The sequence below is a fragment of the Pelistega europaea genome (assembly GCF_013133775.1).
In the GTDB taxonomy this organism is placed as follows: Bacteria; Pseudomonadota; Gammaproteobacteria; order Burkholderiales; family Burkholderiaceae_B; genus Taylorella; species Taylorella europaea.
In genome coordinates this window covers 198,035-216,950 of record NZ_JABGBO010000005.1, presented here as the reverse complement: position 1 = coordinate 216,950, position 18,916 = coordinate 198,035, and the positions used below count along the sequence as shown (strand labels likewise).

Sequence of the window (18,916 nt, the reverse complement as noted above, 5' to 3'; positions counted from 1 at the left end):
GGAAAATAATCGTTGTTATTTTGCCCTTTTTTTGTAATAGTTAGTATATGCGAGTAGGGTGGGTACGCATTTAGTTTCGTTTGTTACATATAGACATCATTTTTTTTTTTTTTATATTTATAATCAGGCTCGTAATTAGTATCGACGTCCAAGGGATAAAGAGAAGAATATATCTTTCTTGTCCCTTTTATCTTTTTAGGAGCCCTTCATGAGCCTTATCCTTGTTGCAAAAAAATCTGGAAAACAAGTTGATTTGTCTAAAGTCGTGAAAAACGGCAAATACACAGAGCTTGCTGTACCAGGAGAAGAATATTACGTTATTGATAGCGAGACAGGTAAGACCCCTACAGATATCGAGGTTTCACGTTCTGGTGATGATTTAATTATTAAAAGTCCATCAGAAGACATTACAGTAGTGATTGATGAGTTCTGGCATGATTGTACGCCTGACATGCAATGTTATGCGATTTTTGATGTGCCAGCCGTAGATGGGTTGGAAGCAGGTCAAGTGACCGTCACCCAAGTTGGTCCCGATGTTAGTGCGTTTAAACCAGGTATGGTAGGGATTTTGCCAGAAGGTCATAGCGTAAGTCCTTGGCTTTGGGTAGGGCTTGGAGCGGCTTTAGTAGGAGGCCTTGCTGCTGGTGGTGGTGGCGGTGGCGGTGGCAGTAGCCACGCAGGAGGCGATAAACAGCCTCCTGCTGCGGATACAACTCCTCCAGAAATTAAAGACGGTAGCTTAGACGTATCAGATGACGGCAAACAAGTCACTGGTAAGACTGAGCCGGGTGCAACAGTAACCGTGAAAGACGAAAACGGTAAAACTATCGGTACAGGTACAGCAGACCAAGACGGTAATTTCAATATTCCTTTGGATACACCAAAAACCAATGGTGAAACATTAACAGTGACTGCTCAAGACCAAGCAGGTAATACATCAAAACCAGAAACGGTTAAAGCAGACGATAGCACAGCACCAGCAGCACCAACAAATCTTGACGTATCAGATGACGGTTCTTCTGTATCAGGTAAAGCCGAACCTGGCACAACCGTCACTATCCGCGACGAAAATGGTAACCCAATTGGTGAGGGTAAAGCCGACCAAAACGGTAATTTCACTATTCCTGTCAACCCACCAAAAACCAATGGTGAGCCTCTAACAGCCGAAGCAACAGACGGTGCGGGTAATACCTCTCCGAAAGCAGGAGTGAATGCAGATGATAACACAGCACCTACCAAACCAACGTTAACAAACGATAGTGAAGATAATAAATTAGTCGCGACTGAAGATAAAGATATCACTGGTTCAGCACCTGATGCTGCAGGCGGTACAGCAGTATTGGTAGATGGTAATGGCAATCCAGTAAAAGATTCTGCTGGCAATCCAATCACTGCTCCAATTGATGATAATGGTAATTTTACTTTACCAGCAGCTGGTGTGCCAGATGGCGATTATGGTGTTCAAGTCAAAGATAAAGCGGGTAATCCAAGCGCAGATAATGCACCTATTAGCATTGATCGTACTGTGCCTAAGATTACTTCAGTAGAGTTTGCTGATAATAACAATCCAAGCAGTGATAACCAATTAACCCGTAATGAAGTTGGTACTGATGGCAAAACTGTCGTTAATGTGAAGTTTGACCCAACGACAGTGAAAGCAGATGATGTGATTGACGTCAATGGTGTTAAACATACAATTACTGCCGCGGATATTACCGCTGGTCAAGCACAAGTTGAAATCCCTGTAGATGTAGCTCCAGGAAGTCAAGGCACATTAGATGTTACTGCACAAATTACCGATACTGCAGGTAATAAATCTAACGTTGTAGACAATTCAATTGCTGTTAATCGTGCAGCTGATGGCATTCCTCGTGTAGAATACATTGATGATGGAGCTAATGGTGGTAGTAAAAATGGTACTTTAACCGCGGCAGAAATTAGTGGTGATGGAACACCCACAACAACCGCTCGCATCGTATTACCGGGCAACCTAGAGAATGGTGATACAGTATCCATTCCAGACCTTTCTGGCACCCCTTACACGGTTAATGGTGATAAAGTTGGTGACTTCCCTATTGGTACGAATACCAAAGGCGAAAAATACATTGACGTCCAAGTACCAGTGGCTGAGGGTGCAACTAGCTTAACAACCCCTGTTGTTGTTACTGTCGATGGTATAGAATTACCAGCCACAGGTAATATCAAAGTAGATACTGTAGCACCACAAGAAGCACCAGTATTGACAGTAGAAGGTGTAACAGCTGAAGATACCACGATTAATGCTGCTGAAGCAAAAGATGGTTTAGACCTTAAGGTGACAATCCCTCAAGGTACACAAGAGGGCGACCACATCATCATCAAAGACGGTACTACAACATTACTCGACCGTCCGCTTACTAAAGAAGAAGCAGAGAGCGATGAAATCAGTCTCAATATTTCTGCCCCAGCAAATGGCACAACCGTTAATTTAACCGCTACGGTAAAAGAACCACGAGAAGACGGTATTGCTAAAGATTCTAATACAGTCACCGCAACTGTGGATACGGAAATCCCAGGTGGTGCGGATACGAATGGTGATGGCTTGGGTGATGCAGCCCCAGTAATTACCTTTACTCAAGATACACAACCTGAAGATGGTAAATTAAATGCGGCTGAGTTGAATGGTCAAAAAGCAGCCGTGACCATTGAAGTGCCTACAGGCGTTGCGATTAATGACACCTTAGTGTATACCGTTAATGGTGGCACTGAACAAACTATGAACATTACAGCAGCCGTGAAAGAAAACGGCTTCACTGTACCAGCAGATCAGTTACCAGAAACAGGTACAATCACTGTTAAAGCCTATGTCAAAGATGCTGCAGGTAACCGTTCAGCAGAAGCGGAAGAAGCGGCTAAAATCGATACAAGTATCGCTAAACCAACACCTTCAGAAGGTGTTGATGGTTCTGTCAACATTGCATTGCCTTCAGATGCAGAAAAAGGCGATACCGTTACAGTGGAATATACCGATGAAGCAGGTAAACCACAAACCGTTACCTTAACCAAAGGGGATAACGGCTGGACATCAGACAAACCTGAGCTTATTAAGCATCCAACAGGCGATACTGCCACTATCCCTGAAGAAGGTGTTAAAGACAATACCCCAGTAGAAATAACAGCTAAGGATACCGCAGGTAATACCTCACCAGCAGATCCATTTAAAGCCCCTGATGTTACAGCTCCATCTCAACCACAACCTTCGGCAAACGACGATGGTTCAGTGAAACTTGAGTTGCCAACCGATGCGAATCCGGGTGACCAAGTTAAAGTTACTGTGACGCCTGAAGGGGCAACAGAGCCAACAGAGGTAACTTTAACCAAACAACCGGACGGTACTTGGGAATCAAATAAACCTACTATTATCCCAAGCACAACTGAGGCTAACAAAGACACCACTACCATCCCTGAAAACCAAGTGAAAGATGGTAGCACAGTGACTGCCGTAGCAACTGACGGTACTAACTCTTCTGATCCGAAGACAGTAGATGCAACCGATACTCGCACGCCAATGCTTAGCTTAACCGATCAAAGCGCGGATAAGGTCTTAGGTAAGGACGAAGGTAACAGCATCACAGGTAAAGTTACCTATGACAGTATTGAAGAAACTGCAGACAAAGCCGAAGGTGCGAAAGTTATCTTGAAAAATGCACAAGGCGAACAAGTCGATGAAACAACAGCCGCTGCTGACGGCACATTTACCTTTGCAAGCGTCGCTGATGGTACATATAGCATTGAAGTGACTAGTGCATCAAATGTAGCGGGCGCACCAATCACTGATGTCCTTGTCGACCACAAAGCTCCAGCAGCACAAGACATTACCTTGGCAAATGATACTGCCGGTGCAAGTGCTACTGATAACATTAGTTACGATGGTACCTTAGTGATTCCTACCTTAGGGGATGGAGAAAGCATCAAGTCTGTGACTGTTGGCGGAGCTACAGTTACCCCTGACCCTGTTACTGGTAAGTACTTCCTCAATCCGGGCGAGTATGCGGTAGGAACGATTAAAGTTGTCGTTGAAGATAAAGCTGGCTATGAAACAGAATCTTCTAACTCTAAGGCGATAACCATTGATACGACAGCGCCAGCTCAACCTACTATTGACCCACAAACTAACGGTAGCGTAAACATTACCTTGCCAACCGAAAATGTGAAAACAGGTGATACCGTTGAAGTGACATATACTGACGAAAGCGGTGTAAAACAAACGGTTACCTTGACCAAAGGGAATAACGGCTGGACATCAGATAATTCGAGCTTGACACCAAGTGTAGGAGACGATGGCACTACTACACTGACTATCCCTGCCACTTCTGTACAAGATGGTAGCGAGGTCAACGCTGTTGCCAAAGACCCTGCGGGCAATAAAAACACAGCAGCACCTCAAGATGCCGGTAATAACCCAGATACCACAGCACCATCTGCACCGGGCTTGACACCGAAAGCAGACGGTACCATGGATGTTGGTTTACCAGCCGATGCTAACGTTGGCGATAAAGTAGAAGTCAAAGTAATACCTGAAGGTGGAACAGCAGAGGATGCTGTAACAGTAACCTTAGAGAAAAAATCAGATGGTACTTGGGAGTCCGGTAACGAAGATGTTATCCCAAGCACAACGCAAGGCAATCCAAATACCGCTACTATCCCTGAAAACCAAGTGAAAGATGGTAGTGAGGTAACGGCGATTGCGAAGGATGATGCAGGTAATTCTTCTGATCCGACTACTAAAAATGCAACCGATGAACGCACGCCGGTAGTAGCCTTAACCGACGAGAGTGGTGATAAGTTCTTAAAAGCAGGTGAAGGTGATGATATTACTGGTACAGTGAATTATTCTGACGGTGATATAGCCGAAGGTGCGAAAGTTGAGTTGTTTGATGCCCAAGGCACAAAAGCAAAAGAAACCACCGCAGACAAGGACGGCAACTTTACCTTGGAAAATGTGGCTGACGGTACCTACAGCATTAAAGTGACCAGTGCCTCAGGTAAACCGGGTACAGGGGTAGACAACGTTGTTGTCGATCATGGCGTACCGGGGGATAGCGATGGTAACAATGAATCAGACCAAGCACCATCTGTTGCGTTTGTAGAAAACGATCAAAACCCTTCAGACGGCAAAATCTCTCGTAATGAAATTGATGCCGATGGCACTGTTAAAGTTAAAGTCACTTTACCAGCCAATGTTAATGCAGGGGATACTGTTGTATTGACAACAAACGGCAGTGCAACACCTGTTGAACATCCATTAACTGCCGAGGAAGTAACGGCAGGTAAAGCGATTATCAGCATACCGGTAGGTAATGTGGGTAATAATCCTGACCAACCTGTTGACGGTGAAAAATTAACAGTAAAAGCTGTTGTTAAAGATCAGGCTGACCAAGAATCTTTACCATCATCAGAGGAAAGTATTTTTGTGAATCAGAGAGTAACAGGTGCACCATCTGTTGCTTATCCTGAAGATGGAGCCAATGGTGGTTTCAAAGACAAAGTACTTTGGGCAACAGAAATTGGTGCAGATAATTCGACACCTGTCAAAGTTGTTCTACCGAATGGTATTGAAGGTGGCGATACCGTGACAGTAACCATCAATGATGCGCCTGTTATTAATCATGTGGTTGTACAACAGGACACTGGTACTGGTAAACGAACCATTACTGTCGATGAGAAAGTTTATGAAATTAAGACAGCTGATGAAAGTTTACCTGAAGGTGGAAAAGAAACAATTACTTTTATTGAAGTACCTGTATCCACTGAAGGTAAAACAGAAATTAAAGCTGTTGTAGATGTTGCTATTGTAAATGATCAAACTCCTTACCATGCAGAAGGAACTGTTACTATTGATACTGCCGTACCAGGTGGTGACAGTGACAACAATAACCAAGGTGATGAGACTGGTAAACCAACCTTAGCAATTGCCGAAGCCGAAGACGAAAAAGTAAGCGCAGAAGAACTTTCTGACGGTAAAGTGGTTGCTACCGTGACCTTACCTGAAGGGGTACAAGCGGGTGACCATATCATCTTAAAAGATGCTAACGGTAATGTTTTAGCGGATGTACCTGTGGGCGATACAACAACAGCCAGTACAGAGGTTACCGTTGACATTCCAAAAGCAAACTTACCTAATGGTGATTACACAGTAACCGCTATCGTGAAAGAAGGCGGTACTAACGGTCGTGAGTCTGCTCCATCAAATGAAGTAAGCTTTAAAGTAGACACTGATGCACCTGAAGCACCGAAACTTACTGCCACACAAAACGGCGGTGTGGATATCACCTTACCGGCTGATGCCCAAAAAGGTGATACCGTTGAAGTGAAATACATTGATGAAAACGGTGATGAGCAAACTGTGACTCTAATTAAAGGGGATAACGGTTGGACATCAGGCAACAAAGATGTTATTCCAGATAGTAGTACAAATCAGGTCACTTTACCGGCTGACCAAGTTAAAGACGGTACAGAGGTGAATGCGACAGCAAGTGATGGTGTCAACCCTGATGTACCAGCAACACCTGTTACCGTAAACGATACCCGTACACCTGTGATTACCTTAACTGGTGAAAGTGCAGATAATCAGTTAGTGAAAACTGACGGTAAAACCATTACCGGTACAGTAACCTATTCTGACGGCGATTCTGCAGAAACCGCAACAGTCACATTAGTGAATACAGCAACCAATGCTGAAACAGGTCCTGTGACTGTAGGTGCTGATGGTACATTTACGTTTGAAAATGTAGCAGATGGTGTGTATACCGTTAAAGCGACTAACGGTGATACACCAGCTGAATCAAAAACAGTAACCGTTGACCACACTGGTCCTGCTGATGCCGCTATTACCTTTGCAAATGATACCGGTACTGCCGGCGATAAGATTAGTAGTGATGGCACATTAAATATTGCCCCTGCTACTGATGCAACAGGCATTGTTGACAATGGTGTTGAATACAGTAAAGATGGCGGTACGACTTGGACGCCTCTTGCTAAAGATGCTAATGGTAAATATGTCCTACCTGAAGACGGTACTTACAGTGTCCGAGTAACTACTGAGGACAATGTGGGTAATACCACCACAACTAAAGTGGATGGTTTTAAAGTAGATACAAAAGAGCCAGCTGATGCAACCATTAAATTAACTGAAGATACTGGCGAAAGTAGAGACGACAATATCAGTAAAGAAGGTGGACTCACCATTACACCTGCTGACGGTGCAACTATTCAAAAAGTGGAATACCAAGATGCTACTGGTTGGCATACATTTGAGGAGGCGACCTACACCTTACCAGAAGGTACTTATGCAGCCAATGCAATTAAAGTGACCACTGTCGATAAAGCAGGTAATACCAAAGAAACCTTCAATACCGATCCAATTACCGTGGATAAAACGCCACCAACCCCAGGTACGGTTACCATAGCGAAAGACACCGGTACACTTGGTACAGACGGTATCACCAACGACGGTACTTTAGTGACACCTACATTAGGTGAAGGTGAAAGCATTAAATCCGTAACAGTCAAAGGTGAACCATTGTCGCCAAATGCGGATGGTAAATATATTCTATCTGCTGGTACTTATGCAGCTGAGGATATCCAAGTAACCGTTGTGGATAAAGCGGGTAATGAAACAGTATCTGATAATGATGCAGCTATCACTGTGGATACAACACCACCAGCTAAACCAACATTCACACCAGCGACAGCAGATGGCGACGGTTCAGTGACTGTTGGTTTACCGACCAGTGCGAACGCAGGTGATAAAGTAGAAGTGACCTTTACCGGAGAGGACGATCAGCCTGTAACCATTACTTTAACCAAAGATCAAGACGGTTGGACAACATCACCTGCAACCTTGCCTACTGGCGTTACATTAAATGGTAACACCTTAACGATTGGTGAAGATGCAGTTAAAGACGGCACTCCGGTAAATGCGAAGTCTATAGATGTTGCAGGTAATGAAAATGCAGCGACTGCAGCTAATGCAGGCAATGACGCTTTATCTACTATTCCATCCGTGACTGTAGCAGAAGCTCAAGACGGCTATGTGAATAAAGCAGATTTGTTGGCTGACGGTGGCTTAAACGGTACTACAACCAATGCCCCTGACGGCTCAACAATCAAATTGCTAGACAAAGACGGCAATCCTGTCGATATCGGCCCTGTCACCGTGACAGGCGGTACATTCACTATCCCTGCGGATAAAGTGCCAGAGGGTGACTATAAGATTACCGTCACCACCCCAACCGCTGATGGTGGCAAAACATCTGCACCGACTCCACTCTTTACCGTGGATAAAACAGTAGCTGCACCGACAGTTACTGCAGCGACAGCAGATGGCGACGGTTCTGTCACCGTTGGTTTACCGACTAATGCGAAAGTTGGCGATAAAGTAGAAGTCTCTGTAATCCCTGAAAGTGGAACAGCAGAGAATCCTACAAAAGTAACCTTGGAAAAACAACAAGACGGTACGTGGAAATCAGATATGCCTGCAGTTGTTCCAAGCACAACTACGGATAATAAAGACACCACCATCATTCCTGAAAATGCGGTTCAAGACGGCAGCACTGTAACAGCCAAATCTGTCGACACAGCCGGTAATGAAGCAGTGGCTAGCCCAACCGCAACCGCAGGCAATGACGCTTTATCTACTACTCCAACAGTAACCGTGGCAGAAGCAGCAGACGGCTATGTCAACGCTGCTGAATTGGAGGACGGTGGCTTAACAGGTACCACAACCAACGCAGCCAACGGCTCTACAGTACAGTTGTTGAAAGGTGATGAAGTTGTTGCCACCACAACAGTAGCTAACAATGCCTTTACCTTTGCCAAAGCCGATGTATCGGATGGCACTTACACCATTAAAGTCACTACACCAGAAGCAGACGGAGCAAAAGAAGTTTCTACTTCAGAATTTACAGTAGATACAGCTACACCGAAAATTACCGCTCACGGCTTCATTACCAATGATACCGCTGGTGTGAATGATGCCAACAACGATGGCACTATCACCTATAGTGAATTAAATGGTAAAACCACTGTGAAATACGAAGTTAGCTTCAGCGGAGCGGTAAAAGACACTAAATTATTAGTTGTTGCATATCCTATTGAGCATTCTGATACCCCAACAACTGCTCCTGTTAATGTAAATGTGACACTTACTGCAGAACAAGCTGCGGCAGGTAAAGTAACAGTTGAAATTCCTATTACTGCTACCCCAGATTCAACTGCAAAAGTAGGTGATATTCAGGTTACTCGAATCCTATTGCAAGATCCGGCGAAAAACCGTGCTACAGTAACAGATGAGGATGGTGTTGTAGACAGCTTACACATTGATATGACACCGCCAAGTATCGAGTTGGATACTCCAGTAACTGATAAGGGTGTCAATGCAACCGAATTGGCAAACGGTATTAGCGGTACAGTGAATCACCTTCCTACAGGCACACAACAAGTTCAACTTTATAATGAAGCAGGTCAACCGGTTGGTTATCCAGCCAATGTTGATCCGACAACAGGTAAATTTACGATACAGAATACCGACAATACTATCCCTGACGGTGACAAATACACGGTTAAATTGGTAAGCAATACAAATATTAAGTCTGCTGAATTTACCGTAGACGCTACCGTCCATGCTCCGACAGTCACAGCCTCAACAGAGAACGGTAATGGCGGGGTAACAGTTGCGTTACCAACAACTGACGTTAAAGTTGGTGATAAAGTCGAAGTAACCTTTACTGGAGAGGACGAAGGGACTGTAAGCATTACCTTAACCAAAGGTCAAGACAATTGGGCACCATCTGAAGCATTACCTACTGGCGTTGATTTATCTGGCAACACCTTGACGATTGGTGAAGATGCGGTTAAAGACGGCAGCAAAGTGAATGCCAAATCTATCGACACAGCCGGTAATGAAGCTGAAGCAGACCCAGCAACCGCAGGTAGCGATGAACCAAAACCAGTCATCACTATGGATGCTGCAGAAATTGCTAACGGCGTAAATAAAGACGAATTGTCTAATGGTATCCCGGGTACGGTAACCAATGCCCCAGAAGGTGCAAAAGTTCAGCTTTATAAAGGTGAAGAAGCAATCGGTGATCCAATTCCTGTGGGTGTTGATGGCACATTCACTATACCATCAACTATCGCTGACGGTGACTACACGGTTAAATTGGTAGACTATCCTGATGTAACTCCTGCTACATTTACCGTGGACGCTACACCGCCTGCCACAGCTGACATCACCTTGGCAAACGACACTGGTGATTCAGCAGAAGACGGTATCAGTAACGACGGTGGATTGTTGCTACCAGAGTTGGCTGAAGGTGAAACCATTCAATCTGTTACGATAAATGGAACACCATTGGATACAGATGGCAATGGTAACTATATCTTACCGGAAGGAGAATATCCGAAAGATAGTATTAAAGTCACTATCACAGATACAGCAGGTAACACTAGCGTATCAACCAACTCAAGCCCAATTACTGTTGATACAACAACACCGGCTCCTAAAGAAGTGGACGCAGCGTCTGGAATGGTGACTTTACCGGACAACGCTAAAGATGGCGATAAAGTCATTATCTCTTATACCGATGAGGCGGGTACTCCACAAACCATTACGGTAACAAAAGGTAGTAGTGGTTGGTCTATCGAAGGAGGTAATGGTACTCCAACAGTTGAAGATTCGGTTGTTTTCCTAACTGAACCTGACAACAGCTTACCGGTTGGCACTGTCGTTACCGCCTATGGGGTAGATAAGGCAGGCAATAGCAAGACAGTTGCAAAGGTTGTTCCGCCTAGTGAGGATACTGGCAGTGGTGACTATGTACGCCTTGATTCATCGGTATTGGACGGTATTAATGCAACAGAACTTGCAGATGGTGTTAAAGGTGTCGCAAGCGGTTCAACGATACTTTATGATCCTACAGGTAACCCAATAGGCTCTGGCGGACAAAGCCTTGGTATCGGCCTAAGTGGTGTAGAAGATGGTGACGGCTTCTATGTCAAATCTGGTTCTGCTCAATCTCCTAAATTTGAGATTGATACCCACATAGGTACACCGACCGTAAAACCATCTACCACTGACGGCTCGGTGACTGTTGAATTACCGACTACCGATACGAAAACCGGTGATAAAGTCCAAATTACCTACTACCGTGAAGGGGCGACAACACCAACCACCTCTACTGTGGTTAAAACAGCAGACGGTTGGGCTAAAGAGCAGCTTGACTCACCGATTGTGCTTAACAACGACGGCACCGTAACATTGCCACAAGACCTTGTGAAAGACGGCAGCACCGTTACCGCCACAGCCATCGATAAAGTGGGTAATACAAACGCTGTTACAGGAACAGCTGGTGCGGATGTTCCGACTATTACCATTGCTGAAGCAAGCGATGGCACTGTAACCGCAGCCGAGTTGGAGGATGATGGTGGCTTAACCGGCACCACAACCAACGCAGCCAACGGCTCTACAGTACAGTTGTTGAAGAAAGCAACAGGAGAGGTTGTTGCCACCACAACAGTAGCTAACAATGCCTTTACCTTTGCCAAAGCCGATGTACCGGGTGGTACTTACACTGTTAAAGTGACTACTCCAGCAGGTAAAACAGCTTCTACAAATGAGTTTGAGGTAACTACTGCACCAACCATCTCAATGGGTGCTGAAGTAATTAACGCAGTAAATGCAACTGAGTTGTCTGATGGTATTAGCGGTACAGTAACCAATGCTCCAGAAAATGCAAAAGTTCAACTGTATAAAGGTGATACAGCAATTGGTAATCAAATTGATGTAACTAATGGCTCATTCACTATTCCGAAAGATAGTGTAACCGACGATGAAGGCTATACTGTTAAATTGGTTGATCAAGAAGCTACGGTTGCGTCTAAGCCATTTACAGTAGACACAACTGCTCCAAAGGCTGGTGTGACTGCCAAAGAGGATGGTTCTGTAGAGATTACTTTACCAACCACCGATTTGAAAAACGGTGATGAGGTAGCTATTACCTATACACCGACAGGTGGATCTGAAAAAACAGTAAGTTTATCTTATGATAATGGTCAGTGGACAGGATTGCCAGCAGACCTTACTTTGGATAATGGCAAAGTCATTATTCCTGCCGATAAAGTGGCAGATAATACCATTGTTAAAGCTGTTGGTAGTGATTTAGCGGGTAATACGCAAGAAGTTGCTGATGGAGTCAATCAAGCTACCGCAAAAACGCCAATTATTCGTTATGACGATTTGGCGATTGTATTCCCTGGCGATGACATCAGTAATAACGATGCGGTAGCTGGTTATGATGTGGTGGTCAATAAAGAAGAATGGGAGAATATAACTAACGGCAGTAATGCTAACTATAGAGTGTACTTACCTGATGGCGTTGCGGCAGGTGATAAAATTTCCTTTCCATGGATTAAGGGTAGTGGCACCACGAGCAACCCATATGTTGAAACAACCCAAACTTACAAGCTTGTGAATTCTGGTCTTGGTGGGATAATTAAAACTGATCCGGATAATGATCAGAAATATGTGGAGATTCCGGCAACCGGTTTATATGGTAAGTTGGACCAAGATGGAAATTACACCGCAAAGATTACTCTGCTACCTGTGACTAGTGCTAGTACACTTGGTTCTGACCCTATTGATGGATATACAAAAATCTACTTGGATGATACCCCTCCGGCAGCTCCGGATGTGGCAACACAAGCAGATAGTTCGGTAAAAATTACCTTGCCTACTGATGCAGATGCTGCAACAGTAACCGTTCAGGCAGGCGATAAGACAGTCATCTTAACCAAAGATGAAGCTAATGGTGCATGGACATCAAGTGATCCTAGCGTGGTTTCTGTTAACGGTAAAACGGCAACTATTCCAGCGGGAACATTGGCAGATGGTACTGCAGTCACTGCAACAGCTGCCGATAAAGCAGGTAACACATCATCAGATAGTGATACTATTCGCGATCTTCCAATAACATTGGATTCTTTGAAAGTTACCTCTACCGATGTTATGCCTGATACTACCGGCGTACAAATCGAAGACAGTACACCGAACTATGAATATACGTTGGGCGGTACATTAAGAAGTGACAAAACAGTACAGTTGCAATTGGTTGATTCAACAGGAAAAGTGTTGGAAACTCAATACAAAGACATTGTAGCGGGTCAAAACACTTACACCGGTGAATTTACCTATCCGGTTGTTGCCAATAACCAAAACTACAAGATTGTCGCCACGGTAGTGGGTGCATCTAGTAATATTATTGCTACTAAAGATGTCAGCTTTAATGTGGATAATGTCCATACACCTAAGGTTACATTAGCGTCAGACAATAATGCAGTGTACATTGATGGGGCTCTTGCTGGCGGTACATTTGGATCCGCTCAAAATGATAAATTCAAAGATCTCACCGATGAGCGAGTATATAATCCTAAACTGGACTGGTTAGTTCGTCCGGATGATGAAGACGGTTACGATGGAGGCAATGAAATTGCTGGAACCAGCAATGACTCTGCTTGGAGTACTTATAGCGGTAATACTAGTTGGACCGGCTCCAGCAAGAATGACATCATTATTGCTGCCCCTGTACAAACTGACGAATATGACACAGGTCGACGCTACAAGGGTGTCATCGGTGCTGGAGATGGGGGTGTTTTAACCATGGATACCGGCGCTGGACATGACTATATTGAAGCTACAGGCGGTATTACCGGTCAAACAAAAATTACGACTGGCACAGGCGATGATGTGATTAGCACCGTTTATATCAACGGTAAAAATACACAACAGGCTTATAACGCTAGTAATTTTAATGGTACTCAAGTCATCAGTATGGGAGATGGTAATGACCAATTCTTGGTAACCGGTAAAGCTTCTGATGTAGGTATTGGCGGTTATAATGTATCTGGTGATGAAAATTCTGCACTGTTCTATACCGACATCAAAGTGGATATGGGTAACGGAGATGATGTTATCAATATTACTGAAAAAATCATCGCCGATAAGGAACCTACCTCCGGTAACTATTTTGCCTTGGGTGCAGGTAACGATGTGATGACAACCGGAGCAATGTTGAATGCCAATTCAAACAGTTTCCTCGGACAAGCAACCAACATCGTTAACTTGGGTACAGGTAGTGATGTATTAACGATTAACGGTGATATTGCGTGTCTTGATAATGGATATACACATTTCTTGCTTGTTGATGAAGTCGATGGTACCACCACAGATACAAATACCGTATTGGTGACCGGTAGCGTTAACGGCAAATCATCTATGATGATGAATTCTGCCAATGACAATATCCGTATCGATGGTAATTTGAATTTGTGGCCTGCAGAGGGCATGAATTGGCTGAATAATGCGTTGAGAGCTCCTGAAGTTGCTGGAGATTTCTATAGCGGTTACTATGAGGATCTGAAAACACTAGTTCAGAATGCCTTAACTGCTGGTGCTGCACGAGCAGAGGGTACCAATATTGATATGGGTTCTAGTTTGCTTCATGGAAACATCATTCCGGCACGTATCGACTTAGGCGATGGTGATAACAACCTTAGCGTAGGCGGTGATACATCGGGTGCAATCGTTCTTGGCGGTTCAGGCAAGGACGTCGTTAAATTGGCATTTGATGCTAATGGTAATCCAAACAGTCATTCAGTAAGTAATACTGGTGTGGCTACTGGTGCAGGTGATGATTTGGTGATGATTTCTAACGCCAAAGACTACGTTAAAGTCTGGACAGGTGCCGACAACGATGATATCCAGCTATATGATGTTGATGGTAGCAATAACGAAGTCCATGCGGGTAATGGTGATGACATTATTCGTTTGTATGGCGGTGTAAACAACAGCAATAGTAATACTATTGATGGTGGTGCTGATTATGATAAAGTGATTATTGGTAACAGTAATGACTCAGCAGCGAATAAATTCTTGGTTGGTGGCTCAGAGGATGGTTATACTAACCTCTGGAACATTGAAGAAATCCAATTTAACTCAGGCGTAAGTGATTCTGGGGATACGGTTAAAGTCAATGCACAAACCTTGAATGATAGTCATACACTGTATATCCGTGGTACATCAGAGTTAAATGCTCAGGGAGCTGGGGCTCTTGGAGTTAATACTGTGGACATCGATAAGAATGTTTGGTCTGATAGAGGTACTACAACTAAAGAGCTTAGTGATGGTACTTCATATACCTATCATCACTACACCACTACCACGTCGGATGGTACAACAGAACATTTGTATATCCAAAATGGTATCCAAGTCATCTAACCCTACGTTAGTCTCTGACTAACCAACCCTCAAAACCCATCCTACTTCGGTAGGGTGGGTTTTTTTTAGTAGTTTTGCGAATAGTTTTGACAGATGGCTATGGTAGAATGAGGGGGTATTCTCTCAGTTATGTACTTACTGTTTGATGTACTACTTAGGGTACTGTATTTTTTGATGAGTAATAATCCTATGACCAGAAAACTTTTACCGATTGGATTAACGAGTTTGGCGGATATTCGTCATACGAATTGCTATTATGTGGATAAAACGCCTTTAATCGTGAAGTTATTGACAACCTCTCGGTATATCTTTCTCTCACGCCCTCGCCGATTTGGTAAGAGTTTGACCATTGATACGATTGCGGAGTTATTTTCTGGGAATAAGGCATTATTTGAGGGCTTATATGCTGAGAAGCATTGGGACTGGGATGATGTGTATCCAGTGATTAGGTTGTCGTTTGGTGGTTTGGAGATGAAAGGCGATATAGCCAATCTCATGCAGTATATTCGTTTTCATCTTGAGCTTAATGAAACACGCCTAGGAGTGCGTGTACGTGATGATATCCGCAATAATGAAGGATTGATGCTGGCGGATTTGATTGTTCAGACCCAGCAAAAGCACGGTAAGCAAGTGGTTATTCTTATTGATGAATACGATAAGCCCATCATTGATAACTTAGAGGATGCCGAGCTTGCACTTAAGGTGAGAGAGACGCTGAGATCGTTATATTTGCAATTGAAGGATTTTCCGTCAAGTATCCGCTTTGCTATGCTAACCGGGGTGTCGAAGTTTGGACAGATGAGTTTGTTTTCAGGTTTGAATCATCTTGAGGATATCACCATTGATGAGCGATATTCAGCTCTTTGTGGTTATACCCAAGAGGAGTTAGAGGAGGTGTTTGCTCCGGAGTTAGAGGGCGTGGATTTAGGTAAGCTTAGGACATGGTACAACGGCTACAATTGGACAGGGGAGTCTGTCTACAATCCTTTTGATATTTTATTGTTTTTTGCAAAAGGCAATAAATATCGTTCGTATTGGATAGGGACAGGAGGGAATACAGCGTGGTTGTACAAAATTATTCAGCGATATCGTTTTTCAGTATTGTCCATAAAGGACTCTGTTGAAATAATGAGTTTACTTTCATCCACTGATGTGGGAAGTTTGTTACCGTTACCGCTTATGTTTCAAACAGGTTATTTGACATTGGATGGTTTGGTGCAAGACGATGAGGAAGAAAAGTACACTCTGAAATTCCCCAATAAAGAGGTCCGTCTTGCCTTTAACGATGGTTTATGGCAGTGGTACTCTTCGTTGGATACGATGAGTTTATCTGTGCAACAATCGGATTTAGTTCAAGCTTTGCGACAGGGGAATCTGGAGGACTTGCAACAAGTCATCCGTAGTGCCTTTGCAGGCTTACCGCATGATTGGTATCGTAAGAATGAGATTGCGTACTATGAGGGGCATTGGGCAAGTGCGTTTTATATGTTCTTTGCCAGTTGCTGTGAAGAGGTGAGAGCAGAGGAAGCGACTCGCCAAGGTCGAGCTGATTTGGTGGTGAAGGAGGGTGGCAATGTCTATGTGTTTGAATTTAAGATGGCACATACTGGAGATGCCGCCTCAGCATTGGCACAGATTAAAGCAAAGAATTACGCTGAGAAATATCGAGCCACTGCCAAACAAGTGTTTGAGGTCGGTGTGAGTTTTGATGCGGAAAGCCGAGAGCTTGCGTTTGCGTATTGAAAACCATTCTTTGCTATAACCTTTTTGTAAATATGTCTGTAATGCTCTATCAATAGTCAACTCAGGATCAATGATTTCATCAATTCGCTCTTTTCCCACTTGTGCAAGCCACTGTTTAAATGGTTCTGCTTTGGGGCTGGGGATAGACTGAATAATACGGAGAATACCTGCCATATTGGTGGTATCAGTTTTATAGGCTTTCCCATCAGAGGAGGTTAATTTCAGTTGTACGATTTTTTCGTACAACTGATCTTTCCCCCCTTCTTGCGTAATTTTTCTTTTTAAATCACTCCAGTAACGGCGAGGAGCGAGGCTTTTTGGGTATGCTCGGCATGAGCACGTTCTAACAGGTGAGAGTCCTGAGTGTGGGGGGCGGACGGGATGCCCCATCCTCCTGCCCCGATTTGTTTTTACCAGATATCCCGACCGAGAAGTTTTTGTAGTGTAGGATAATTGTCTAGACTAAAGATAGGGGTATGAACGCCTTGTTTAAGTTGTTGCTGATAGTCCTTAAGAATAATAAAGACAAAAGGACATAACAGTATGATAGCAACCAGATTGATAATTGACATCAGTGCCATCGACAAATCTGCCATATTCCATACTAATGGCATACTGTTCACCGAGCCAAAATACACCATAGCAACGACGAGAAGACGGAATACTGTCATGATGACAGGGTTGTCTTTGATAAAATTCACGTTGCTTTCTGCATAGGCATAATTACCGATAATTGAGGAGAATGCGAATAAGAAGATAACGACCGCCAAGAAGTCTCCCCCCCAAGCACCGACATGGTTAATAATAGCTGTTTGGGTAATATTAACACCAGTTTCTTGGGCATTAGAAGGACCTGATAATAAGATAATAAAGGCGGTGCATGAGCATACCACAAAGGTATCAAAGAAAACACCTAGCATTTGGATAAGCCCTTGGCTAGCAGGGTGCTTAACATCCGCTGCTGCCGCCACATTAGGGGCAGAACCCATACCTGCTTCATTAGAGAATAATCCACGTTTAATGCCTAATAACATGGCTTGTGAGAAGATGGCACCTAGTACACCGCCGGCGGCTGCCTCAAAATTAAAGGCTTCTTTAAAAATAAGTTCAAATACACCAGGCACGAGTGAAAAATTACTAAACACAATATACAGTGCCATTAATAAGTAAATAAGGGCCATAATAGGCACAATGCCTTCTGCAATCAGTGCAACACGGCGGATACCTCCAAAAATAATGGGTAAGGTAAATACACAAAGTGCTATACCGACATATTCTGGCTTCCAATTCCATGCTTTAGCTGTTGCCGCAGCAATGGTATTAGCCTGTACGGCATTAAAAACAAAGCCAAAACATAGGATTAAGGCAAGGGCAAAAATAATCCCTAGCCAGCGTTGTTTTAAACCATATTGAATGTAGTAGGCTGGTCCCCCTCTAAAACGCCCATTCTCATGGTCTCTGATTTTAAAGAGTTGTGCGAGTGAGGACTCCGCAAAAGCAGAGCCCATGCCAATCAATGCAGTGACCCACATCCAGAAAACAGCACCTGGTCCACCTTGAGAAATAGCTAATGCAACTCCTGCGATATTGCCTACACCGACACGACTAGCAACACCGGTTACAAAGGCTTGGAAAGGGGTAATCCCATGTGGATCTGTGGGATCTTTACGTCCTGCTGCAATTTCACGAATACTTTGTATGAAAAGCCGTACTTGAGCAAAATGGGTGGAAAAGGTGAAAAATATGCCAACAAGTAATAATAGGGGGACAAGCAATGTCCACAATGCATCATTGCCCCAATCAACGAAATTACTGAGAGAATGAATAAAATCATTCCATGCGGTAGTTTGTTGTTCCATA

3 protein-coding genes and 1 pseudogene are annotated in these 18,916 nt (G+C 43.9%); 2 read left to right on the top strand and 2 right to left on the bottom strand.

Going from position 1 to position 18,916, the window contains the following annotated elements; genetic code table 11:
• The first annotated feature begins 208 nt into the window (after positions 1 to 208).
• Together HKX40_RS06230 and HKX40_RS06225 are read left to right on the top strand one after the other, a co-directional pair.
• Entirely contained in the window at positions 209 to 15,313 is a 15,105-nt protein-coding gene (locus HKX40_RS06230; RefSeq protein ID WP_171588701.1) for an Ig-like domain-containing protein, read from the top strand.
• 189 nt (positions 15,314 to 15,502) lie between these two features.
• Positions 15,503 to 17,056: an ATP-binding protein gene (locus HKX40_RS06225; RefSeq protein ID WP_171588700.1), complete on the top strand. Its 1,554-nt coding sequence runs from the start codon at positions 15,503 to 15,505 to the stop codon at positions 17,054 to 17,056.
• A gap of 111 nt (positions 17,057 to 17,167) precedes the next feature.
• Here HKX40_RS06225 and HKX40_RS10720 read toward each other — a convergent pair.
• Both HKX40_RS10720 and HKX40_RS06215 read right to left on the bottom strand, forming a co-directional pair.
• Positions 17,168 to 17,446: pseudogene (locus HKX40_RS10720) on the bottom strand (BRO-N domain-containing protein); the annotation flags it as partial.
• 20 nt (positions 17,447 to 17,466) lie between these two features.
• Positions 17,467 to 18,915, bottom strand: a complete 1,449-nt coding sequence (locus tag HKX40_RS06215) for an alanine/glycine:cation symporter family protein (RefSeq protein WP_171588699.1) — start codon at positions 18,913 to 18,915, stop codon at positions 17,467 to 17,469.
• Between the last annotated feature and the right edge of the window lies 1 nt (position 18,916).

Excerpts from the sequence above, each read along its gene's own strand:
- HKX40_RS06215 (WP_171588699.1), bottom strand. The coding sequence starts at position 18,915 with ATGGAACAACAAACTACCGCATGGAATGATTTTATTCATTCTCTCAGT.
- HKX40_RS06225 (WP_171588700.1), top strand. The coding sequence starts at position 15,503 with ATGACCAGAAAACTTTTACCGATTGGATTAACGAGTTTGGCGGATATT.
- HKX40_RS06230 (WP_171588701.1), top strand. The coding sequence starts at position 209 with ATGAGCCTTATCCTTGTTGCAAAAAAATCTGGAAAACAAGTTGATTTG.